This window comes from Pseudomonas sp. 57B-090624, from assembly GCF_003234055.1.
Lineage (GTDB): Bacteria > Pseudomonadota > Gammaproteobacteria > Pseudomonadales > Pseudomonadaceae > Metapseudomonas > Metapseudomonas tohonis.
The window spans coordinates 1-20,046 of the sequence record NZ_QKRU01000031.1 but is presented as its reverse complement, the minus strand read 5'-3'; the positions used below and the strand labels follow the sequence as shown (position 1 = coordinate 20,046).

At 65.4% G+C, this 20,046-nt stretch carries 19 protein-coding genes and 1 pseudogene; 8 read left to right on the top strand and 12 right to left on the bottom strand.

All coding sequences use genetic code 11. The features are described from left to right. Positions 1-46: 46 nt before the first annotated feature. The gene (locus DMX10_RS16045; protein WP_111261988.1) at positions 47-1,546 is read left to right on the top strand and encodes a CoA-acylating methylmalonate-semialdehyde dehydrogenase; all 1,500 of its coding nucleotides are present in this window, start codon (positions 47-49) and stop codon (positions 1,544-1,546) included. A gap of 217 nt (positions 1,547-1,763) precedes the next feature. On the opposite strand, the gene DMX10_RS16040 is transcribed toward DMX10_RS16045, so the two are convergent. Continuing rightward, entirely contained in the window at positions 1,764-2,297 is a 534-nt protein-coding gene (locus DMX10_RS16040; RefSeq protein WP_111261987.1) for a transposase, read from the bottom strand. Positions 2,298-2,603: 306 nt separating this feature from the next. After that, a complete protein-coding gene (locus DMX10_RS16035) occupies positions 2,604-3,056 on the bottom strand; it encodes a Bro-N domain-containing protein (RefSeq protein WP_111262035.1) in 453 nt (150 codons plus the stop codon). Between the two features lie 279 nt (positions 3,057-3,335). On the opposite strand from DMX10_RS16035, the gene DMX10_RS16030 reads away from it, so the two are divergent. After that, positions 3,336-3,743, top strand: a complete 408-nt coding sequence (locus DMX10_RS16030) for a type II toxin-antitoxin system HicB family antitoxin (protein WP_111261986.1) — start codon at positions 3,336-3,338, stop codon at positions 3,741-3,743. Here DMX10_RS16030 and DMX10_RS33630 read toward each other — a convergent pair. The 5 genes and pseudogenes from DMX10_RS33630 to DMX10_RS16005 all read right to left on the bottom strand — a co-directional run bounded on the left by DMX10_RS33630 (position 3,696) and on the right by DMX10_RS16005 (position 8,784). Then, positions 3,696-4,121, bottom strand: a complete 426-nt coding sequence (locus DMX10_RS33630) for a DUF4332 domain-containing protein (protein WP_111261985.1) — start codon at positions 4,119-4,121, stop codon at positions 3,696-3,698. The genes DMX10_RS16030 and DMX10_RS33630 overlap by 48 nt on opposite strands. Before the next feature lie 215 nt (positions 4,122-4,336). Continuing rightward, a complete protein-coding gene (locus DMX10_RS16020; protein WP_111261984.1) occupies positions 4,337-5,119 on the bottom strand; it encodes a hypothetical protein in 783 nt (260 codons plus the stop codon). Between the two features lie 282 nt (positions 5,120-5,401). Continuing rightward, positions 5,402-6,319, bottom strand: a pseudogene (locus DMX10_RS16015) (LysR family transcriptional regulator). 76 nt (positions 6,320-6,395) lie between these two features. After that, positions 6,396-7,349 carry an agmatinase gene (gene speB / locus DMX10_RS16010; RefSeq protein ID WP_111261983.1) on the bottom strand — a complete coding sequence of 318 codons (954 nt, stop codon included), beginning with the start codon at positions 7,347-7,349 and terminating at the stop codon, positions 6,396-6,398. 49 nt (positions 7,350-7,398) lie between these two features. Next, the gene (locus tag DMX10_RS16005) at positions 7,399-8,784 is read right to left on the bottom strand and encodes a sodium:solute symporter (RefSeq protein WP_111261982.1); all 1,386 of its coding nucleotides are present in this window, start codon (positions 8,782-8,784) and stop codon (positions 7,399-7,401) included. 345 nt (positions 8,785-9,129) lie between these two features. On the opposite strand from DMX10_RS16005, the gene DMX10_RS16000 reads away from it, so the two are divergent. Continuing rightward, positions 9,130-9,861, top strand: coding sequence for a YafY family protein (locus DMX10_RS16000; protein WP_111261981.1), 732 nt, complete (start codon positions 9,130-9,132; stop codon positions 9,859-9,861). 35 nt (positions 9,862-9,896) lie between these two features. Next, positions 9,897-10,199, top strand: coding sequence for an antibiotic biosynthesis monooxygenase (locus tag DMX10_RS15995; RefSeq protein ID WP_111261980.1), 303 nt, complete (start codon positions 9,897-9,899; stop codon positions 10,197-10,199). A 75-nt stretch (positions 10,200-10,274) separates the two neighbouring features. On the opposite strand, the gene DMX10_RS15990 is transcribed toward DMX10_RS15995, so the two are convergent. Then, on the bottom strand, positions 10,275-10,616 hold the full coding sequence (locus tag DMX10_RS15990) for a zinc ribbon domain-containing protein YjdM (RefSeq protein ID WP_111261979.1): 342 nt from the start codon (positions 10,614-10,616) through the stop codon (positions 10,275-10,277). Between the two features lie 312 nt (positions 10,617-10,928). On the opposite strand from DMX10_RS15990, the gene cysC reads away from it, so the two are divergent. Continuing rightward, positions 10,929-11,537: an adenylyl-sulfate kinase gene (gene cysC, locus DMX10_RS15985; RefSeq protein WP_111261978.1), complete on the top strand. Its 609-nt coding sequence runs from the start codon at positions 10,929-10,931 to the stop codon at positions 11,535-11,537. Positions 11,538-12,020: 483 nt separating this feature from the next. Here cysC and DMX10_RS15980 read toward each other — a convergent pair whose 3' ends face one another. Further along, on the bottom strand, positions 12,021-12,500 hold the full coding sequence (locus tag DMX10_RS15980; RefSeq protein WP_371921699.1) for an LEA type 2 family protein: 480 nt from the start codon (positions 12,498-12,500) through the stop codon (positions 12,021-12,023). Between the two features lie 280 nt (positions 12,501-12,780). Here DMX10_RS15980 and DMX10_RS15975 point away from each other — a divergent pair, with 280 nt between their 5' ends. Then, positions 12,781-13,683, top strand: coding sequence for a YihY/virulence factor BrkB family protein (locus tag DMX10_RS15975; protein WP_111261976.1), 903 nt, complete (start codon positions 12,781-12,783; stop codon positions 13,681-13,683). A gap of 13 nt (positions 13,684-13,696) precedes the next feature. Here DMX10_RS15975 and DMX10_RS15970 read toward each other — a convergent pair whose 3' ends face one another. Further along, positions 13,697-14,533, bottom strand: coding sequence for an arylamine N-acetyltransferase (locus DMX10_RS15970; RefSeq protein WP_111261975.1), 837 nt, complete (start codon positions 14,531-14,533; stop codon positions 13,697-13,699). A 399-nt stretch (positions 14,534-14,932) separates the two neighbouring features. Between DMX10_RS15970 and DMX10_RS15965 the strand changes: the two genes are divergently transcribed. Next, positions 14,933-16,384, top strand: coding sequence for a sodium:solute symporter family protein (locus DMX10_RS15965; protein WP_111261974.1), 1,452 nt, complete (start codon positions 14,933-14,935; stop codon positions 16,382-16,384). A gap of 558 nt (positions 16,385-16,942) precedes the next feature. Continuing rightward, the gene (locus tag DMX10_RS15960) at positions 16,943-17,680 is read left to right on the top strand and encodes a DNA/RNA non-specific endonuclease (protein WP_111261973.1); all 738 of its coding nucleotides are present in this window, start codon (positions 16,943-16,945) and stop codon (positions 17,678-17,680) included. Positions 17,681-18,231: 551 nt separating this feature from the next. Here DMX10_RS15960 and DMX10_RS15955 read toward each other — a convergent pair. Next, positions 18,232-18,855, bottom strand: coding sequence for a TetR/AcrR family transcriptional regulator (locus tag DMX10_RS15955; RefSeq protein ID WP_111261972.1), 624 nt, complete (start codon positions 18,853-18,855; stop codon positions 18,232-18,234). Positions 18,856-18,971: 116 nt separating this feature from the next. Then, positions 18,972-19,787, bottom strand: coding sequence for an outer membrane protein OmpK (locus DMX10_RS15950; RefSeq protein WP_111261971.1), 816 nt, complete (start codon positions 19,785-19,787; stop codon positions 18,972-18,974). Between the last annotated feature and the right edge of the window lie 259 nt (positions 19,788-20,046).

Genomic DNA, 20,046 nt, shown 5'->3' with positions numbered 1-20,046 from the left:
CGCGCCCCAGGGACCACCCCGACAAAGCCCTACAAGAGAGATGACCATGAGCACCATCCAGCACCTGATCCACGGTGAGCTCGTTACCGGCGAAGGCCGCACTGCCGACGTGTTCAACCCGTCCACCGGCGAATCCACCCGCAAGGTCGCCCTGGCCAGCCGCGCCACCGTGCAACAGGCCATCGACTCGGCCAAGGCCGCCTTCCCGGCCTGGCGCAACACCCCGCCGGCCAAGCGCGCCCAGGTGATGTTCCGCTTCAAGCAACTGCTGGAGCAGAACGAAGCGGAAATCTCCCGCCTGATCAGCGAAGAACATGGCAAGACCCTCGAGGACGCCGCCGGCGAACTCAAGCGCGGCATCGAGAACGTCGAGTACGCCTGTGCCGCCCCGGAAATCCTCAAGGGCGAATACACCCGCAACGTCGGCCCCAACATCGACGCCTGGAGCGACTTCCAGCCGCTGGGCGTGGTCGCCGGCATCACCCCGTTCAACTTCCCCGCCATGGTGCCGCTGTGGATGTACCCGCTGGCCATCGCCTGCGGCAACTGCTTCATCCTCAAGCCCTCCGAGCGCGACCCCAGCTCCACCTTGCTGATCGCCCAGCTGCTGCACGACGCCGGCCTGCCCAAGGGCGTGCTCAACGTGGTGCACGGCGACAAGGAGGCCGTGGACGCCCTGATCGAAGCGCCGGAAGTGAAGGCCATCAGCTTCGTCGGCTCGACCCCCATCGCCGAATACATCTACGCCGAAGGCACCAAGCGCGGCAAACGCGTCCAGGCCCTGGGCGGCGCCAAGAACCACGCCGTGCTGATGCCCGACGCCGACCTCGACAACGCCGTCAGCGCGCTGATGGGCGCTGCCTATGGCTCCTGCGGCGAGCGCTGCATGGCCATCTCCGTGGCCGTGTGCGTGGGCGACCAGATCGCCGACGCGCTTGTGCAGAAGATCGTCCCGCAGATCAAGGGCTTGAAGATCGGCGCCGGCACCAACTGCGGCCTCGACATGGGCCCGCTGGTCACCGCCGCCGCCCGCGACAAGGTGGTCGGCTACATCGACGACGGCGTCGCTGCCGGCGCCAAGCTGGTGGTGGACGGCCGCGGCTACCGCGTTGCCGGCCATGAAGACGGCTACTTCGTCGGCGGCACCCTGTTCGACAACGTCACCGCCGACATGCGCATCTACCAGGAAGAGATCTTCGGCCCGGTGCTGTGCATCGTCCGCGTCGGCAGCCTGGAAGAAGCCATGCAGCTGATCAACGACCACGAGTACGGCAACGGCACCTGCATCTTCACCCGCGACGGCGAATCCGCCCGCCTGTTCTGCGACGAGATCGAAGTGGGCATGGTCGGCGTCAACGTGCCGCTGCCGGTGCCGGTCAGCTACCACAGCTTCGGCGGCTGGAAGCGCTCCCTGTTCGGCGACCTGCACGCCTACGGCCCGGACGGCGTGCGCTTCTACACCCGCCGCAAGGCCATCACCCAACGCTGGCCGCAACGCGCCAGCCACGAGGCCGCGCAGTTCGCGTTCCCGAGCAACAACGCCTGAGTGATCGGGTGAGGTGAGAGAAAGGCCAGTCGAGAGACTGGCCTTTTTTGTTTCCTCTCCAATGCGGCATTTGCCTGCTCATTGAGTGATGGGTAGAGCACCGCGAAACCCATGCTGCCGGCCCGGCACTGGAGCCAGGTCTGTGCCCGGAATTGATGGGTTTCGCTTCGCTCTACACCATCCTACGAAGGTGCATTGATGGCCGATGCCCGTCCTTTCAACGCTCCCCGACGCCGCCTTCCATCCCCTCTCCGTCTCCCGCCCAATCCTGTGGCAGCAGGCCTTCCTTCACGTAGCGATGGAAGGACGACCAGGGCCAGTCGGCCACCCGCTCGACGTGGCCGTGTTTGCGTGGGTTGTGGTGGATGTAATCCACGTGGCGGGCGAAGTCTGTGTCGTCACGGATGCGGTGCTCCCAGAACCGCCGTTGCCAGATGCCGCGCTCGCCCTTGTTCTTGCGGCTGTCGGAGCGCGGCTCGCCATAGGGCAGTGCCCGAGAGAAGCCGCCCTTGATCAGGCGCCAGCGCAGGGCGTAGTTGGCATCACCCGGCGGCAGTGTGCACAGCGCATGCAGGTGGTCCGCGAGGATGACGATGGCGTCGATGCGCCACGGGTGGCGCTTCATGCCGGCGCGGAAGCTGGCCCGCAGCAGGTCGATGTGATCGGTCAGCAGGGTGCTGCTGCGGTCGGCCAGGTTGAGGGTGAAGAACCAGGTGGCGCCTGGTGTGTGGTCGCGACGGTAGTTGGTCATCGGCCAGCGTCCTTGCCTGAGGATGGAAGTGTCCATCCTAAGAACGCCTAGTTCTCTCAGGGGCCGGTGGGCGTGACCGATTCGTCCTGAAACCTTGTGGCTGATGGGTTTCGCTTCGCTCTACGCCATCCTACGGAGGTGTCTCGGTGCCTCGATGTCTTCGTAGGATGGGTAGAGCCCCGCTAAACCCATGCTGCCCGGTCTGGCACCGGAGTCAGGTCTGTGCCCGGCATTGATGGGTTTCGCTTCGCTCTACGCCATCCTACGAAGGTGCCTCAACGCTGCCGAGGAATGGCCTGGTACTCGCTAGAGCCCCAGGTAACGCGGCACCTTCTCCCACTGCATCCACAACTCGCCCTGCCATTCCAGCAACAGCAGCCGCTCGTTCTGCCAGCCGATCAGCACGCGGCGGGGCGTGTGGGCGCGGGTGTCCTGCTGGTCGCGCAGGGTGGGGATCACCTCGCGGGTCAGCCATTCATCGAGTTGCTGGCATTCGGGATGGCCGAAGCGGATCAGCGCCTTGTAGAGGCCGGCTTCGCTCATCGCGTCGATCGTCTCTTCGGCGCCGCTGCGGCGGTGGTACAGGCGGATGCGGCGGGTCTCGTGGGGCTTGAGGCGGCGGTGCAGGGCCTGTGGATGGTGCAGGCCGAGCAGGCGGGCGAAGTCGTAGGTGGAGAACCAGGGCTGGTTGTCGATCATCACGCCGCGCAGGGGGCGGTTGTGGCGGAGGAAGGTGGTGGGGATGTATGCGTCAGTCATGGTTTTCACCCGTAGCCATCAATAAGTTCGCCGTTCACACGACGGGTCCTTACGCACGTGCATGGAGCACATGCATTTGTGGTTACGGGTCGCCAAACCCGGTCACGGTATACCGCGACCGGGCGAACTTAGGGAGCCGCTCGGGGGCAAACAAGGGGTTGCGGAGGGTTTGGGAAAATTCCTCGGCGAGTTTGCTCGTGAAGCCGCAAAGGCTGACTCGATTCGGCTTGTAGGGGCATCCAGAGCCTGTTCCCGGCTTCGATCAAAGGAGGCCACACGATGCTATACCCGATCGCAATTCTTCCTGGTGATAACGCACACGCCTGGGGCGTTGAGGTGCCGGACCTGCCCGGCTGCTTCTCGGCGGGGGATGACCTGGACGAGGCGATGGCCATGGCGCGCGAGGCCATCGAGGGGCATCTGGAGTTGTTGGCGGAGGAGGGCGCGCCGATCCCGATGGCGCGCAAGGTGACCTTCCATGCGGAGGATCCCCGCTATGCCGGATGCACCTGGGCGCTGGTGGATATCGACGTGACCCGCTACATGGGCAAGGCCGAGAAGCTCAACATCACGCTGCCCGGTCATCTGCTCAATCGCATCGACGAGTACGTGCGCACCCACCCGGAGCAGAAGAGCCGTTCAGGCTTTCTGGCGGCTGCTGCGTTGCGGGTGTTGCAGGAGCATTGAGGGCTCCGCCTGCCACTGCGTACTGCCCACAATTTCTGTGGACCAGCCTGTGGATATCTTCTGGGCTGATTCCTGCGAGCCAGGCCCTGTGGTGGCTGCGCCCGGCCGCTCGGTTTTTCGCCAATCGCTCTGCGGAGGCTGCCGGGCGAAGTCGATTATCGCCTGGATGGCCGCTCGCGCTTGCGGGCTGTTGTGCCAACAGGTGGAGCCCATCATCTGGGCAATCTGCCGGGTGAGATCGGCGGCTTCGCAACCGGCCAGTTGTTCCAGGGTGCGGAAGCCGATCTGTTCCAGGCGGTTGACCACGGTCGGGCCGACGCCTTTGAGGGCTACCAGTCGGGCGCGGGTATTAGGGGAGAAGCCTTGGTCGGCGGTCATGTCGCTTGCGTTCCGGCTCGAAGTTGGAGAGAGCAGGTTAAGGCATGCGTGGCGCGATCGGCTCCGATTGCGTCCGATGCCTTCCCCGGGCTACGGGTGTGGAACCCCGATGGGCTGCCCACAATTTCTGTGGGGCAAGCTGTGGATAAGTTCTGAATGGTTGGCTGTGGAGCAGGCCGCCCGTGGTGTTCAGGCGGCTGGTCGTTTTTCCGCCATCACGTGTATTTACGGCACCAGGTTTCGCCGTACTCGGCGAGCAGGGCCTGTTCCAGCACCTTGGCCTTGGCGGCTTCGGCGAAGCGGAACAGCACCCAGGCGAGCGAGCGCACGAGTTGCTCGCGGGTCTTGTAGTTGGGGATGTCGTGGATGGCGTCGGTGGCCTGTTTGAACCAGGCGAAGAGTTCGCGCTGGTCGGCTTCGTCGGCGCCGAGCAGGTAGATGAAGAGCAGGCCGACCAGGGGCAGGCTGAGGTCGAAGTTGTCGCGGTCGAAGGTCAGGCGGGCGAAGGGCACGGTGCGCAGTACGCGGGCGATCTCGCCGTGCAGCCAGGCGTCGCCGGCGAATTCGTCCTTGAGCTTCTGCTTCTTGGCCAGCATGCCGGGCTGGTGGGCGAAGCGGCTGACCTGGGCCAGCAGCGCGAGGCGGCGGGCATGGGCGTCGAGGCTCATCTCGCCGTCGAACAGCAGGACCATCTCCCAGCGATTGAGGCGGCAGCGGGGGTAGCCGTGCTCGGCCAGCACCCCGGCGGCGTCCTTCGCCGCACGCAAGAGCAGCTGCAGGTGGTGTTCGCTGGCGGCGGGTGGCGTGCCGCCGTTGAGCAGCAGGTGGTAGTAGAAGGCTTGCAGGGTGGCGTCATCGAGCTCCTTCGGCGGCTTCTTCACCAGCGGGGTGATGCTGGGGTGGTGGCTGCAGTAGTAGGCATTGGAGCTGTTGGCCTCGGCGAAGTCGGCTTCGCCGGAAGCGATGAACTGCTGGATGATTTCCGTCTTGCTGGACATGGGCGTTCCCCGGTTGGCGGCGCCAGGGAGCATAGAAGGGCGGGGGGGATTTTTCCGTGCGGCGGGTGGCGTTCCAAGGGGCAAGGCATCGCCCCGCAGCCCGCCGATGGGCGCGGCCGACAAGCGCGACGCCCCGCTGATCGGTTGCCCGCTCAGCCGTACCGACGCTCAGGTATATGCCCACCCGGGGCAGAACTGCCGTTCGGCCTTCCTGGATGCTGGGGGACGGCGCTGCTGGACAGGGGCGACCCTGCTGTCGGGCTTCGCCGAGCCCCGTCCAACCTACGCTTGATTGGCCAGCTGGCGCTGTGCCTTCTCCAGTGCATCGAGAAAGCCTGCCAGGGCGGCCTTGGGGGCCTGGCCCTGGCGGGTGATGCAGTGGAAGGCCGAGCGATAGGCCAGTTGCCCGGGCAGCAGCGCACGCAGTTGGTTTCGGTCCACCCAGTGAGCGGCGTAGTGCGTGGGCAGGTAGCCCAGGTAGGTGCCGGAGAAAATCAGGGTGGCGATGGCTTCCATTGCGTAGGCGCTGACCGTTTGGGTGAAGTGCAGGCCGTGGGGCCGCTGGTTTTCCGTCAGGTAGCCACGGCCCACGTACTCCGCCGCGCAAATGTCCGCCAGGCTCAGGTCCGCTTCGGCGCGGTGGAACAGGGGGTGGCCGGCGGAGCAGTAGAGATTCTGCTCTTCCTCGAACAGTGGCTGGTAGTTGAGGCCTGACAACTGGTGATGGAACGCGCCGATGGCCAGGTGCAGGCGTTCTTCCAGGACCGCGCGTTCCAGTTCATCGGGGCGCAGCATGTGCAGGTTCAGGCGTACCTAGGGCAGGCGCTGGCGGAACAGCCTTATGGCCAGCGGCAGGGGGGCGCGCTCGAAGCTGATGAGGCTGTCCACCGTGCCGATCTGCAGGCTTTCCCTGGCCATCCCCCCGAGGCGGTTGGCCTGGGTGCGGAAGCGTTCGATATCGCCGAACAGCAGTTGTGCCAGGTCGAACAGTTCCTGGCCTTCCTCGGTCAGCTGGAAGCCGCTGTTGCCGCGCCGGCACAGGGAGCATCCGAGGCGTTCTTCCAGATCGCGGACCACCACGCTCAGGCGCGACAGGCTGGTGTTGAGGCTGGCCTGGGCTGCGGTGAAGCCTCCCGCGTCGACGATGGCGCAGAAGACCCGCAGCATGCGCAGGTCGATATCGGAAATGTTGCCCAGCATGCCCACCTCCAGGCCGGTTGCCGGGGCCGTCTGTGGCGCGGTCCCGGCATGAGCCTACCAACTCGTGGCGGTGGGGTCAGCGGGTGGCGATGGCGTCGGCGAGGATGCACATCAGTTCGAACATCATGGTGGCGCCCACCAGGGCTGTCGCCCCGCCCTGGTCGAACGGCGGGGAGACTTCCACGACGTCGGCACCGATCAGGTTCAGGCCACGCAGGCCACGGATCATCTGTTGGGCCTGGAGGGTGGTCATGCCGCCGATTTCCGGGGTTCCGGTGCCGGGCGCGAAGGCCGGGTCGAGGACGTCGACGTCGAAGCTGATGTAGGTGGGGCCGTCACCCACGACCCGGCGTGCCTCCGCCAGGGTGGCTTGGACGCCGAGTTCGGCGAACTCCTCCATGTGGATCACGCGGATGCCGCATTCCTCGGCGAAGGCTTCGTCCTCGGCGGAGTAGATGGAGCCGCGAATACCGATCTGCACGGTGCGCTTGGGGTCCAGCAGGCCCTCCTCCACGGCGCGGCGGAAGGGGGTGCCATGGGTGTAGGGGTTGTCGCCGAAGTAGCGGTCGTTGGTGTCGGAGTGCGCGTCGAAGTGGATCATGCCGATGGGGCGATGGTGGGCCAGGGCGCGGAAGATCGGCAGGGTCACCAGGTGGTCTCCGCCCACCGACAGGGGCACGGTCCCCGCCTGGTGGATTTCTCGGAAGAAGCCCTCGATGCGCTTGAGCGAATCGAGCAGGTCGATGGGGTTGACGGGGCTATCGCCGAGGTCGCCGATGCGCACCAGGTCATAGGGTGCGATGCGGCTGACGTGGTGCACCTTGCGCATCAGGCTGGACATGTTGCGCACTTCGCGCGGCCCGTGACGGGCGCCGGCGCGGTTGGTGGTGCCGCCGTCCCAGGGGACACCCACCAGGGCGAGTTGCAGGTCGGCCGGGTTATCGAAGATCGGCAGGCGCATGAAGCTCGGGATGCCGGCGAAGCGTGGTATGAGCGCGGCATCGAGCGGCTGCGGGAAGTCATGGGTCATGGGCTCTATCTCACGGGTAGAGGGCGCCACGTGGGCGCCCTGGATGGTTTCAATCGGTTGCGGTGCGCAGGGCAGGAGCGGGTTGGGTCAGCAGGCTGGTGGCCACGAAGGTCAGCAGGCTGACGAGGAGGCCGTAGTAGATGGGGGTGTTGGCCAGGATGCCGTCACGGACCATGAAGGCGATGACGGTGAGGCTGCCGGTGACCATGCAGGCCATGGCGCCCACGGCGGATGCGCGGCGCCACATCAGGGCGCCCATGATCGGTACGAGCAGGCCGCCCACCAGCAGGTTGTAGGCGATGGAGAGGCCGGCGATGACGTCGTTGACCAGGCAGGCCATGGCCAGCATCGCCGCGCCGAGGGTGAAGGTTATCCACCGGCTGCTGGCCAGGTGGTCTTCGCCGTTGCGATTGAGAAAGCGGCTGTATATGTCTTCCTTGAGTACGGTCGCTGCGGCCAGCAGGCAGGCGCTGGCGGTGGACATGATGGCGGCCAGGGCGGCAGCCACCACGAGGCCGCGCAGGCCTGCTGGGAGTAGGTTGCGGGTGATCTCGGCGAAGGCGTTCTCGGCCACCGACAGGTCCGGCAGCAGCAGCCGGGTGGCGGCACCGATGAGCGCGCAGGCGCCGCCATAGAGCATGCAGTAGACCCCTGCGCCGAGGCCGGCGTAGCGCACCACGCCCTCGCTGCGGGCGGTGAACAGGCGCTGCCAGATGTCCTGGCCGATCAGCGCGCCGAAGAAGTAGAGCAGGAAGTAGGCGGCGATGGTGTCCAGGCCGATGTTGCCCAGCTCGAAGAAGCCCGCCGGCAGGTTGGCCTGCATCGCCGCCAGGCCACCGGCCTCGCCCACGCTGATGGGCAGCAGGACGAAGAAGATGCCCAGCGTCATGATCACGAACTGGATGATGTCGGTGAGCGTCAGCGACCACATGCCGCCGATCACGGAGTAGAAGATCACCAGTCCGCCGCCGCAGAGGATGGCGAGGATGCGCGGGATGTCGAATACCACCTCGGTGACCGAGCCGATGGCGATGGTGGCGGTTACGGCCACCATCAGGTCGTAGGCCACCATGACGATGCCGCCGATCAGGCGCGAGGAGGCCTGGTATCGCTGTTCGAGGATCTGGGTGACGGTGAAGACCCTCAGCTGGGCTATCTGCCGCGAGAACACCAGGCTGAGTACGATGATGCCCAGCCCCAGCATGAAGACCAGCCAGAGACCGGATACCCCGTACTGGTAGCCCAGGCGCACCGAGCCGATGGTGGACGCCCCGCCCAGCATCACCGCCGAGAGCGTGCCGAGGTAGAGGACTGGCCCGAGGCGTCGCCCGGCCAGGAGAAAATCATCACGGGTCCTGGCCTTGCGCATGCCCCACCAGCCGAGGCCCGCCATCACCAGCACGTAAATCAACATCGTCACGTAGTCGACCGCCATGGTGCTGCTCCTTTGTTGTTTTTCTAGTTCGGGTCCGCCCTGACGGCGGGTCTGGCGAGGATAGGAGGGGTGGCGTGCGGGACAACATCACCGCGATGGCAAGCTGGGTTGCGCCAGGCGGCAAGTAGGGCAGGTGGTGAGTGGAAGAGGCGGGATTCAGCCGAGGCCAGGCTCCTACGAGCGCAGCGCGCGGGTGTTCCCGTTCGGGTCGTGCAGTGGGCCCGCGCGTTCGCGAGGCTGACGCCGTGAAGGTGCCGGGGCGCGGAGCGGCTCGGCGGCGCTGGTTTTTCCCCGGGCGCTATGCGCAAATGCCTGCCGACTTCCCACACCATACGGCTCCTTTCCATGCGCAAGGCCGATCGTCTGTTCCAGGTCGTCAACCTGATCCGCACCCACCAGCCCATCACCGCGCAGCGCCTGGCGGAGCGGCTGGGGGTGTCCACGCGGACCATCTATCGCTATGTCGATGACCTGTCCCTGAGCGGCATCCCGATCTACGGCGAGGCGGGCGTGGGCTATGCGCTTGACGAGCATTTCGAGCTACCGCCGCTGGCGCTCAACCGCGACGAGCTGGACGCCCTGCTGCTGGGCGTGGAGCTGATCTCGCGCACCGTGGGCGACGAGATGGCCGATGCCGCGCGTTCGCTGCTGAGCAAGATCCAGGCGGCGGTGCCGGAACATGCCCTCGACCCGCAGAGCGCACCGGTGCGGGCCTTCGTCAGCCCCTTCACCCCGGAGCAGTTGCGTCACTGGGACAGCCTGCGTCGCGCCATCGGCGAGCAGGCGGCGGTGCGCATCGATTACCTGAGCCTGGATGAACGCGCCTCGCAGCGGGTGATCTTCCCCCTCGGCCTGTTCTACTGGGTGGGCAAGTGGACGGTGGGCGCCTGGTGCGAGCTGCGCGGCGAGTACCGCGATTTCCGGGTCGACCGCATCCGCAATCTGGCGCGCCTGGCCGACGCGCCGCCGCTGCCGGAGGGCCTCAGCCTGGCCAGCTACATGCGCCACCGCAGTTGCGAGGCGCAGGTGCAAGAGGCGCAGGCCACTGACAGAACGTTGTCAGCAGAGGAGGCATAGGCTGGGCCGTCTCAACCAACGGAAGGGCGATCGCCATGCAAGATTCTTCGGTATTGGAACTGGTGCTGTTCAAGACTAAACCCGGCCGCGAAGAGCGCATCGCCGAGATCCGTGCCGGTGTGCGCGAGGCGCTGAAGACCTGCGACGGCTTCCTGGGCTTTCGCAGCTTCATCTCGGTGGAAGGCAGCCATGTGTTCGCCGACCTCGCCGAGTGGTCGTCCCACGAGAACGCGCTCAGCGCGGCACGCGCCTTCATCGGAGCCGATCCGCGCTTCCAGCCCTACATGCGCGAGATCAAGGAAGTGATCTTCATGGGGCACTTCAGCCCGGGCGAGTAGCCCGGCGTCCCGGCGGCGGTTTCTGCAGGCATGAAAAAGCCCGGCATGTGCCGGGCTTTCTCGTCTGCGGAAGGCTCAGACCTTGCGCACGAATTCCGACTTCAGCTTCATCGCGCCGATGCCGTCGATCTTGCAGTCGATGTCGTGGTCGCCGTCCACCAGGCGGATGCCCTTGACCTTGGTGCCGACCTTCACCACCAGGGACGAGCCCTTGACCTTGAGGTCCTTGATCACGGTGATGGTGTCGCCGTCCTGCAGCACGTTGCCGACGGAATCCTTGATCACCTTGCCTTCATCGGCCGGGGCTTCGGCGGCGTTGGCGGACCATTCGTGGGCGCACTCCGGGCAGACCAGGTTCTGGCCGTCTTCATAGGTGTATTCGGAGTTGCATTGGGGGCAGGGAGGCAGGGTGCTCACGGCATATCTCGCAATCGGGTGAAGAAAAAGACCGCAGATTGTATAGGGTTTTCCCTCGCTTTGCCGGGCTGGCGCAAGGGGGCCTGTGTATGGGGCCGCTTGCCGACCTGTCGCGGGCCTGTTTCCCGACGCGCTGACGCGGCCACCGTGAACACCCGGCGCGCGATTTTACGGCGCCCCGCGAGCTGCTAGGCTGCCAGCGGCTCTGCCCCTCGCCGTGGCGCGAGGCGTTGCCGGTGAAAGACATCCGCCCGGTATGCACGCGGGAGAGCGTGCGCCGGGCCTACCCACGTGACTGCGAGTTGCTCGGCTATGCAAAAGCACAATCCCACTGCCTCGTCGCCCGAGGCCCCCGCTCCTGGCCAGGCCCTGACGCGCCAGGCGCGGGCGGCGATCAAGCACCAGCGCCCCTGCTGCATCTGGCTGACCGGGCTCTCCGGTGCCGGCAAGTCGACCCTGGCCAACGCCCTGGAAGTGGAGCTGAACGCGCGCAACGTGCACACCTTCGTGCTCGATGGCGACAACGTGCGCAAGGGCCTGTGCCGCGACCTGGGCATGGACGATGCGTCACGCCGCGAGAACATCCGGCGCATCGCCGAGGTGGCGCGCCTGATGGTGGACGCGGGGCTGGTGGTGATCGTCGCCGCCATCTCGCCCTTCCGCGCCGATCGCGAGGCGGCGCGGGCGCTGTTCGGCGCCGACGAGTTCCACAGCGTTTACGTCAGCACGAGCTTCGAAACCTGTGCCCGTCGCGATCCCAAGGGCCTCTACGAGGCGGCGCTGCAGGGGCGCATCCGGAACTTCACCGGCCTCGACAGCCCCTACGAAGCGCCCACCGACGCCGATTGCGAGATCGACACCGACGAGGTGGACGTGATCGAGGCGACCTCGTGGCTGGTGGCGCTGGTGGTGGGGGAGTAGGCACCGCAGGCGATGCCATGCCCATTACCGCGGCCGTAGGTTGGGCTGAGGTACGAAGCCCAACAGGGTGATTCCGAGCCGCGCTCGGAGTCCCGGAGTCGTGGATGCGTTGCTTCCCGGGCTGATGAAGCCTGGGCTACGGCGTGAGCGGTCTGCTTGGGCGAATGAGTTGGCTCTGTCTGCGTTAGCTGTTGTGGATTCAACGAAAAGGCTCAAGAACGGTTCTTCGAGGACGATTCTGGATTCCTGACACACCCACCGCATGGGTTTCGCTTCGCTCTACACCCTCCTACGAAAGCCGCCAGCCACGGCGTCCACCCCAGAAACCATCAGCAAGGCTCGGCAATCAACCGGGCTCCAAATCCTCTAGCAACACTTGACGCAGACAGAGCCAATAAATTCGCCCCTGCAAACGCATGCTGTCAGCGGCCGGCATGGGGGCGTGGAGCAGTGTGGGAGCGAATTCACTCGCGATGGGGGTGATCAATACACCGTCGCCGGCTCCGGCAGGCTGAGCAGCCCGGCCTCGTTGAAGCGCACGGTATTCCAGAAGCCGCCGCCGAGTTTGCCGCGCACGGTATAGGGGACGCCGGGCTGGCGGCCGGTGCTGTGGCTGTTGGCCAGGCCCCAGGCCTGGCGCATGGCGGAGAAGGCGGAGATGGTCACGGGCACGCTGACCAGCGCTTCGCTGAAGCGCGGGATTTCGCCGGCCTGGTCGCTGACGCCGCTGGCCAGGGGCTGGTCGTTGATGTCCAGGTCGAGGGCGATGCCGTTGTAGCGGATGGCGGTGTCGTTGGGGTTCTGCACCCGCAGCTTGACCATGAAGCGCATTTCCAGGCTCTGGCCGGGCACCGGCTCCATGCCCACCAGGTCGATCCGCACCGGGTCGCGAGGCGCGAGCGTGCTGCAGCCGGACAGGCCGAGGACGATGAGCAGGCCGCCGAGGCGCAGGATGGAGCGGATGAGTGGCTTCATGTCGTGCTTCCGATGTGTACGGGTGGTGCACCGCTAGAGACAGGCAACAGGGCCGTTCATTCCGACCTCTCCGACGAAAGTAGCCCGGCGGCGAGCCGCGCGACGGCCCGTTTCGCCCTGTATTTCCCGCCGCCGAGCGCAGCGGCGGCGTCTATCGCGAGGGGCGCTGCCGTCCGTCGGAACGGCCGTGGCGGTGCATAGCCTGAACTCAACCGGCGCGATGCCGTCCATTGCCTGTGTATGGGCATGAAAGCGAGCGAGCAGGCACATGATCGGTTCCCTGGGGCTGCGTGATGTGGGGTGGCGGACCATCGTGGTGCGCACCGTGACCGAATTCATCGAGGACGAGTTGCCGACCTATGCTTCGGCGCTGGCCTTCCAGATGTTCTTTTCGCTGTTCCCCTTCCTGCTGCTGCTGATCGCGGTGATCGGCTTTCTCGAACTGCCGGAGTTCTTCGATTGGCTGCAGGCCCAGGCGGCACTGGTGCTGCCGAGCGCGGCGATGGATCTGGTGCTGCCGGCGATCGAGCAGTTGCAGACGCAGAAACCGGGGCTGTTCTCCATTGGTGCGGTGGTGGCGCTGTGGTCGTCGTCCTCGGCGATCCGCTCGAGCATGGACGCGATGAACCGCGCCTATGACGTGCAGGAGGGCCGGCCGACCTGGAAGCGCATCCCGCTCTCGGTGCTCTACACGGTGGGCGTGGCGGCCTTCCTGCTGGCGGCGGCGGGGCTGATGGTCACCGGCCCGCAGGTGATGAACTGGCTGGCAGGCCAGCTGGGCATCGAGGACGCGGTGGTGGTGCTGTGGAACTGGCTGCGCATCCCGGCGGCGGTGCTGCTGCTGATGATGGTGGTCGCCGCCGTCTACTACCTGTTGCCGGACGTGGAGCAGGAGTTCCGCTTCATCACCCCCGGCTCGGTGCTGGCGGTGCTGGTGTGGCTGGTGGCGTCCCTGGGCTTCAGTTACTACGCGAAGAACTTCGCCAACTACAACGCCATGTACGGCAGCATCGGCGCCATCATCATCCTGCTGCTGTACCTGTACATCTCCGCCGCCGTGTTGCTGTTCGGCGCCGAGCTCAACGCGGTGATCGAGCACCATTCGCGCGAGGGCAAGAACCCGGGCGAGAAGAAGGCCGAGGAGGGCGATGCGCCGCACCTGCCAGGGTAGGCGCGCCGCGTCGTCAGCCGCGCAGCAGGCCTTCCAGGCGCTCACGCAGGCGAGGCACTTCCTGCTCGGTGATGCCGAGCAGGAAGTGCTCGCGCAGCACGGCGATGATTTCATCCGCATCCGTCAGCAGGCGCTGGGTCACCTGGCCATCGGCCCCCCGGCGGTTGAAGGTGCCATTGCGCAGGGTCAGGCGTTCGGCGCCTTCGGTGCGCGCGGCCACCAGCATCTGGCGGAAGATGCTGTCCGGGTGGGTGGAGGTGTACCAGTTGCGCGGCACGTAATCGACCCAGTGCTGGGGCTGCAGGTCGAAGTGGTAGACCGGCACCCAGGCGTCGTTGAGGAAGGTCTCCAGGCGATGGTCATCGTGCGTGGCATCCGGCGCCAGCAGGCGGAAGGGCAGCTCGCCCGGCCGGTCGCCGCCTTGCAGCGGCAGGGCGCGGGTGGGGTTGGCGGAACCGAAGCCGACATCGGCGATCACCGCCTCGTCGGCGAAATCCACCCGCAGCAGCAGGTGCGAGGTGATGGTCAGCGGCGCGTCCGCCGCCAGTCCCCAGCGCACCCGCGCGGCCAGCGGGGTGACGCGAAAGCCCAGGGCCAGCAGCAGGCGCCCGAACAGGCCGTTGATCTCGAAGCAGTAGCCGCCGCGATTGCGCTCCACCACCTTGGAGAACACGGCGTCCGTGTCGATGTGGATGGCGCGGTCGAGCAGCACGTCGACGTTCTCGAAGGCGACCCGGTCGAGGTGGGCCTTGATCAGTCGGTCGAGGGCGGTGCGGTCGCTGAGGGTGGGAGGGGGCTGGTCGATGTGGGCAAGGTAGGCGCGGGTCTGCTCAGGGCTGAGGGCGTGCATGAAGCGGCTCCATGGGGGACGGGAGGAGGCTAGCAGAGCTTTTGCAGGCTGGCTGCTGTTCTGCTTTTGCAACGCCTCCTGTAAAAAATAAGGAACTGGCCAATGAGCGTTGGTGAAGAATTGATCAGTAGATCAATGGCTTGTCCGACAATTTCGTGGTGCGTCTGTCGTTTTTTGTCATCATCTGCCTTGTAACTGTTTGACATATTTGACGGCTTTGGCAGACTGCTCGCCCGTTGCGGCAGGTTGTCGCGGTAGCCGTACAGGGCCCCTTGAGCCATGACGGTCGATCCCGCCCGGTTGTGACGCGCCTAAAACAAAAATTCTGTCAGTCGCGGCGCCCCAGCCTGGACCCAGGTCCGGCAAGCCAGACGACGGGCGAGCCACTGGAACTCACAAATGCTGATCTGGTTTGTTGCGGTCTACCTGCTGATCACCGTCGGTGTCGGCTTCTACGCTTCCACTCGCGTCAAGAACTCCAAGGATTTCGCGGCAGGCGGCCGCAGCATGTCCTTCCCGCTGGTAGCGGCCATGGTGTTCGCCACCTGGTTCGGCTCCGAGGCGGTGCTGGGCATTCCCGCCACCTTCATCGAGGAAGGCTTCGCCGGGATCATCGAGGACCCGTTCGGCTCCTTCGGCTGCCTGATGCTGGTGGGCCTGGTGTTCGCCCGCCCGCTGTACCGCATGAACCTGCTGACCATCGGCGACTTCTTCAAGAAGCGCTTCGGGCCGAACGTGGAGCTGATCACCAGCCTGGTGATCATCGGTTCCTACCTGGGCTGGGTGGCGGCGCAGCTCACCGCGCTGGGCGTGGTGTTCAACGTGCTCTCCGACGGCTCCATCACCACCACCGAGGGCATGCTCATCGGCACCGGCATCGTGCTGCTGTACACCCTGTTCGGCGGCATGTGGTCGGTGGCGCTGACCGACTTCATGCAGATGATCATCATCGTCGCCGGCCTGCTGTACCTGACCTGGCTGATCGGCGACATGGCCGGCGGCCCGCAGGTGGTGATCAGCCACGCCGCCAGCGAGGGCAGGTTCGCCTTCATGCATGGCTTCGAGCCCCGCGACATCGTCGCCTTCCTCGGCGCGGCGGTGACCATGATGTTCGGCTCCATCCCGCAGCAGGACGTGTATGCCCGGGTGATGTCGGCCAAGACCGAGAACATCGCCGCGCGCGCCTCCATGGCCGGCGCCTGCTTCTACCTGGGTTTCTGCATGCTGCCGATCTTCCTCACCTACGCGGCCTCGATGATCGACCCGGCGATGGTGCAGAAGTGGCTGGCGGAGGACGCGCAGATGATCCTCCCGCACCTGATCATGGAGCGCACCCCGCTGTTCGCCCAGGTGATGTTCTTCGGTGCGCTGCTCTCGGCCATCATGTCCACCGCTTCCGGCACCCTGCTGGCGCCTTCGGTGACCTTCACCGAGAACGTGCTCAAGCGCTTCCTGCCGGACATGAACGATCGCCAGTTCCTCCTCGCCATGCGCCTGAGCGTGCTGGGCATGACGGTGGCCACCTCGCTGTTCGCCCTGTACTCGGACGCGAGCATCTACGAGATGGTCGGCAACGCCTACAAGGTGACCCTGGTCGCCGCCGTGGTGCCGCTGTTCGCCGGGCTGTTCTGGAAGCGCGCCACCACCCAGGGCGCACTGGTCGCCATAGGTTTCGGCCTGGCGTCCTGGGTCTTCCTGGAGATGAACTACCAGGAGACCGACTTCTGGCCGCCGCAGCTGGCGGGCCTGCTGTTCAGCGTGCTGGGCATGCTGCTGGGCTCCCTGCTGCCGCAGCTGAGTCGCCCGCGCGGTGAAAGCGCCGACGCCATGATGGCGCCCGCAGGCCACTGATCCAGCGGGCCCTCCGTCCTGGGGGGGCCCGCCTCCTTCCCCATCCCCTTGCGTCGCGGCTCTGTGATCCAGTCGTGGTTTCTGACCGATCGCGCAGGTTCCGAACTGGTGCAGCGCCCCTGTCGCGCTCCCTCGGCCACCCCTTTCTCGCGCAGCCAAGTGCCTGAGAGGCAAGGTCCATTCCCTGTTTCTTCTAGTAAATTGACCTTTGCGTCAATTTGGTTCGATGCTCACCAATTTGGTGAGAAAAATAAAATGTCATTGATATTCAATGGTTTGAATCGAATAAAGGCGCACTTGCCGGTTTCCGCCCTCATGCTCTAGGTTTCACGAACCTGTCATTGACGACAGGTTATCGTCCGCTCCGGTGGCTGCCTGGCCCGGCGGCGCGCCCCTGTGCCGCCGGGTCGCAGTCCACCACCGTGCAGCCCATCGCACGGTGCGCCCGCCCTGGGCGCCCAGCAGTAGATCAACCGCAACAGACATCGCCTGGTTTCGTTTTTTCCACCCGAGCGCTTCCCGCCGTGGGAGGCCCGCACCTGCAAGGAAGAAAAAGCAATGAAACGTATCGCCCTCCTGCTGTCGCTTTGCTGCGTTCCCTTCACCTCGGCCTTCGCCGCCACCGTCACCCTGAGCAAGGGCGGCTACAACCTGACCTACGATTGCGACAACCACACCGCCGTGCGCTACGAGTACGTGCTGACCACCGACACCGGTTCGGCGGCGCGACCGTCGTCCTTCTACCTGGACCCGGACCTGCCCAGCGGCTGCGGCGGGCAGACCAGCGCCTCGTCCTATGCCAGCGTGGTGTCGGGCTGGGACCGTGGCCACCTGGTGACCTCCAACCACATGGACTACAACGCCACCTACATCAAGCGCGCCAACTACATGAGCAACATCGTGCCGCAGGTGGCGAGCTTCAATCAGGGCATCTGGGTGGCCGCCGAGAACGTCGCCGAGTGCTACCGCGACCTGGCCACCGTCTACGTCTATGGCGGGGTGGTCTACAACGACACCTCCAACGACTACTTCCTCTCGTCCCACGGCATCCGCACGCCGGATTACTTCTGGAAGACCATCGTCACCACCGATACGGCGACCGGGCAGACCAAGGCCATCAGCTGGTACATCCCCAACCAGGCCGGCCTGGGCAGCCTGAACAGCTACATCAAGAGCATCTCCGAGCTGGAAAGCCTGATCGGCACCAGCGCCGTGGGCATCAGCGTGCCGGCCAGCGTCAAGGCGCAGAAACCCACCAGCACCTGGGCGACGCCGAGTGGCTGTGATTTGAGCTGATTATCGATTGGGTATTAGGTAGGGGGCGGGGAGGCTGGGCTCTTCTTCCAGCTTCCAGCTTCCGGCTTCCAGCTATCCAAGCCCCTCAAATGCATAGGCTGGGCACCCACTCCCAGCCACTCAGAGTAATTCGTAGGGTGGGCTTCAGCCCACCGCTCTTCGCTGCGCAGCCATGGGTGGCTCACTGTGGATTTTGGTTGCGCGGGGCGTTCTCGGTGCGCGCGGCACACCCTACGCGGGGTTGTGGCTGCTGCTGCATCCTGGGGGGCGAAACCTATCGATGCGGTGCTTGGGCGCTACGACGTGACCATCCTGGCTCTTGCCCGACTCCGCCTTCAACCCACCGGTAACGTCGCTGGTGGACTGAAGCGGAGCGCCGCCCGGCCCACCCTACGGGGGTCACCCACTCCCAGCCACGCTTGGGCTCTTCTTCCAGCTTTACGCTTCCAGCTTCCAGCTATCCAAGCCCCTCACATGCATAGGCTGGGCACCCACTCCCAGCCACTCAGGACCCTTTCTTGCCGCTTGCAACGTGAAGCTTGCCGCTGCTTCTAAGTCGCCAGACCAATGCCCCGCAGGATGACGGCGGTGACGGTCTGCACGGCGCGTTCGAACTGCTGGTCGTTCAATGGCTGGTGGTTGTTGAGCACCGTCACCTGGTGGCTGAAGTCGGCGTAGTGCTGGGTCGAGGCCCAGATCATGTAGAGGAGGCTGGAGGGCTCGACCGGGAGGATGCGCTTGCTCTCGACCCACTGGCGGATCTTCTCTTCCTTCAGTTTGGCCCATTCGTAGAGCGGGCCGTCGAGGGCTTCCTTGAGCTGGGGGGCGCCGTGGATGATCTCCGCTGCCCAGACCTTGGAGCCGTGGGGGCGGGTGCGCGAACGGTTCATCTTGGCGCGGATGTAGCTGGTCAGCGCGACGCTGGGGTCGTCGAACATCTCGAAGCAGGTGCCGTCCTGCTCCCACTCTTCCAGCAGGCTCTGCAGCACGGCGCGGTAGAGGTCTTCCTTGGTGGCGAAGTAGTAGTGCAGGTTGGATTTGGGGAGGCCGACTTCCTGGGCGATGTCTTGCATGGAGGTGGCGGCGAAGCCCCGCTCGGCGAAGACTTTCTCGGCGGCCAGGAGGATCTTCTCGGTGTTCTTGATGCGGATGCCGATCTTGCGGTTGCTGCTCATCGATCCCTCGGGCTGCACGGACTGAAGCCGGGCAAACATATCACCGAACCCGGCGCCGGCACGAGCCCGGCGCGCGAGGTTCCCCGCCGCCCGGATGGCGACGGGGCGGGGTGCGATCAGAAGTGCACTTTGACCAGCAGGCTGGCGGTGTTCTGGTCGGTGCCGCCGAGGATCTCGTCACCGAGGAAGCTGTTGTCGTCGATGGCGTACTTGTTGCTCCAGTAGTCGTACTCGACACCGACGTAGAGCTGCTTGGCGCCCAGGTCCAGGGCCTTGCCCAGGTCGTACTTGATCTGCGGGTTGAAGTGCAGGTTGGCGTGCAGGTCGTTCGGGCGGCTGCTGGTGGCGTCCTTGTTGTTCCACACCCAGTCCATGAAGCCGTCGATGAGGATGTCGGAGTTGCCCACGGGGAGGGTGTACGACCACACCGGGGTGACCTGCCACTGGCCGGCGGGGTTGTTGGTGATGCCGTCGGGCTTGCGGTAGTAGACGTTCAGCTGGAAGTAGTCGAAGCCGGGGATGGCCAGGTCGAAGCCCGGGCCGAGCAGGTAGTTCTGGGTGCGGTTCTCGCCACGCTCGTAGGTGGCGGCCAGCAGCACGTCGGTCACCGGGCCGAAGGCGATCTTCTGGTCGAACAGCTTGCCGAACGACAGGCGCGGGGAGATTTCACCGTAGTAGGTGTTGTTGCCGGCGTTGGCGTCGGCCTTGCCGTTGTAGTTGATCTGGTCGGCGAAGATGAACAGGTCGCCCCAGGTCCAGCCGCTGGCGTGCTCGAAAGTGAAGGTCTGCTGGATTTCCGGGTTGACCTTGAAATCCTTGCCGTACAGGTAGGTGACGCTGTTGTTCTGCCACAGCAGCGGGCCGTCGGCCAGGGCTTGGCCGCAGGCCAGCAGGCCACCGGCGAGCGCGAGAGCGGAGAGGGTACGGTTCATTCGGGTTGGGCTCCTGGTGCTTGGTTATCTTTCTATCTGCGTAGAAGTTGTCTGATTGGTCAGGCTTGGCTGCCAGAGCAAGAAAGGAGCCAGTTTTCTCCGACACCTTCCCCGGGCGCGGGATTATCTGGATAAACCCCGATGTTTCAAGCGGTTGTTTCGTGACCAATGGGTTTTTCCGACTTGCGGGAGGCTTGCCCGTGCACGGTTATGGGCGCGCTTACCTGACCGATCGAACAGTGCTGCATCAACTTGGGGC

Coding starts and splice junctions, on each gene's coding strand:
- DMX10_RS16045 (WP_111261988.1), top strand. CDS start 47: ATGAGCACCATCCAGCACCTGATCCACGGTGAGCTCGTTACCGGCGAA.
- DMX10_RS16040 (WP_111261987.1), bottom strand. CDS start 2,297: ATGACCAACTACCGTCGCGACCACACACCAGGCGCCACCTGGTTCTTC.
- DMX10_RS16035 (WP_111262035.1), bottom strand. CDS start 3,056: ATGACTGACGCATACATCCCCACCACCTTCCTCCGCCACAACCGCCCC.
- DMX10_RS16030 (WP_111261986.1), top strand. CDS start 3,336: ATGCTATACCCGATCGCAATTCTTCCTGGTGATAACGCACACGCCTGG.
- DMX10_RS33630 (WP_111261985.1), bottom strand. CDS start 4,121: ATGACCGCCGACCAAGGCTTCTCCCCTAATACCCGCGCCCGACTGGTA.
- DMX10_RS16020 (WP_111261984.1), bottom strand. CDS start 5,119: ATGTCCAGCAAGACGGAAATCATCCAGCAGTTCATCGCTTCCGGCGAA.
- speB (WP_111261983.1), bottom strand. CDS start 7,349: ATGACCCATGACTTCCCGCAGCCGCTCGATGCCGCGCTCATACCACGC.
- DMX10_RS16005 (WP_111261982.1), bottom strand. CDS start 8,784: ATGGCGGTCGACTACGTGACGATGTTGATTTACGTGCTGGTGATGGCG.
- DMX10_RS16000 (WP_111261981.1), top strand. CDS start 9,130: ATGCGCAAGGCCGATCGTCTGTTCCAGGTCGTCAACCTGATCCGCACC.
- DMX10_RS15995 (WP_111261980.1), top strand. CDS start 9,897: ATGCAAGATTCTTCGGTATTGGAACTGGTGCTGTTCAAGACTAAACCC.
- cysC (WP_111261978.1), top strand. CDS start 10,929: ATGCAAAAGCACAATCCCACTGCCTCGTCGCCCGAGGCCCCCGCTCCT.
- DMX10_RS15975 (WP_111261976.1), top strand. CDS start 12,781: ATGATCGGTTCCCTGGGGCTGCGTGATGTGGGGTGGCGGACCATCGTG.
- DMX10_RS15970 (WP_111261975.1), bottom strand. CDS start 14,533: ATGCACGCCCTCAGCCCTGAGCAGACCCGCGCCTACCTTGCCCACATC.
- DMX10_RS15965 (WP_111261974.1), top strand. CDS start 14,933: ATGCTGATCTGGTTTGTTGCGGTCTACCTGCTGATCACCGTCGGTGTC.
- DMX10_RS15960 (WP_111261973.1), top strand. CDS start 16,943: ATGAAACGTATCGCCCTCCTGCTGTCGCTTTGCTGCGTTCCCTTCACC.
- DMX10_RS15955 (WP_111261972.1), bottom strand. CDS start 18,855: ATGAGCAGCAACCGCAAGATCGGCATCCGCATCAAGAACACCGAGAAG.
- DMX10_RS15950 (WP_111261971.1), bottom strand. CDS start 19,787: ATGAACCGTACCCTCTCCGCTCTCGCGCTCGCCGGTGGCCTGCTGGCC.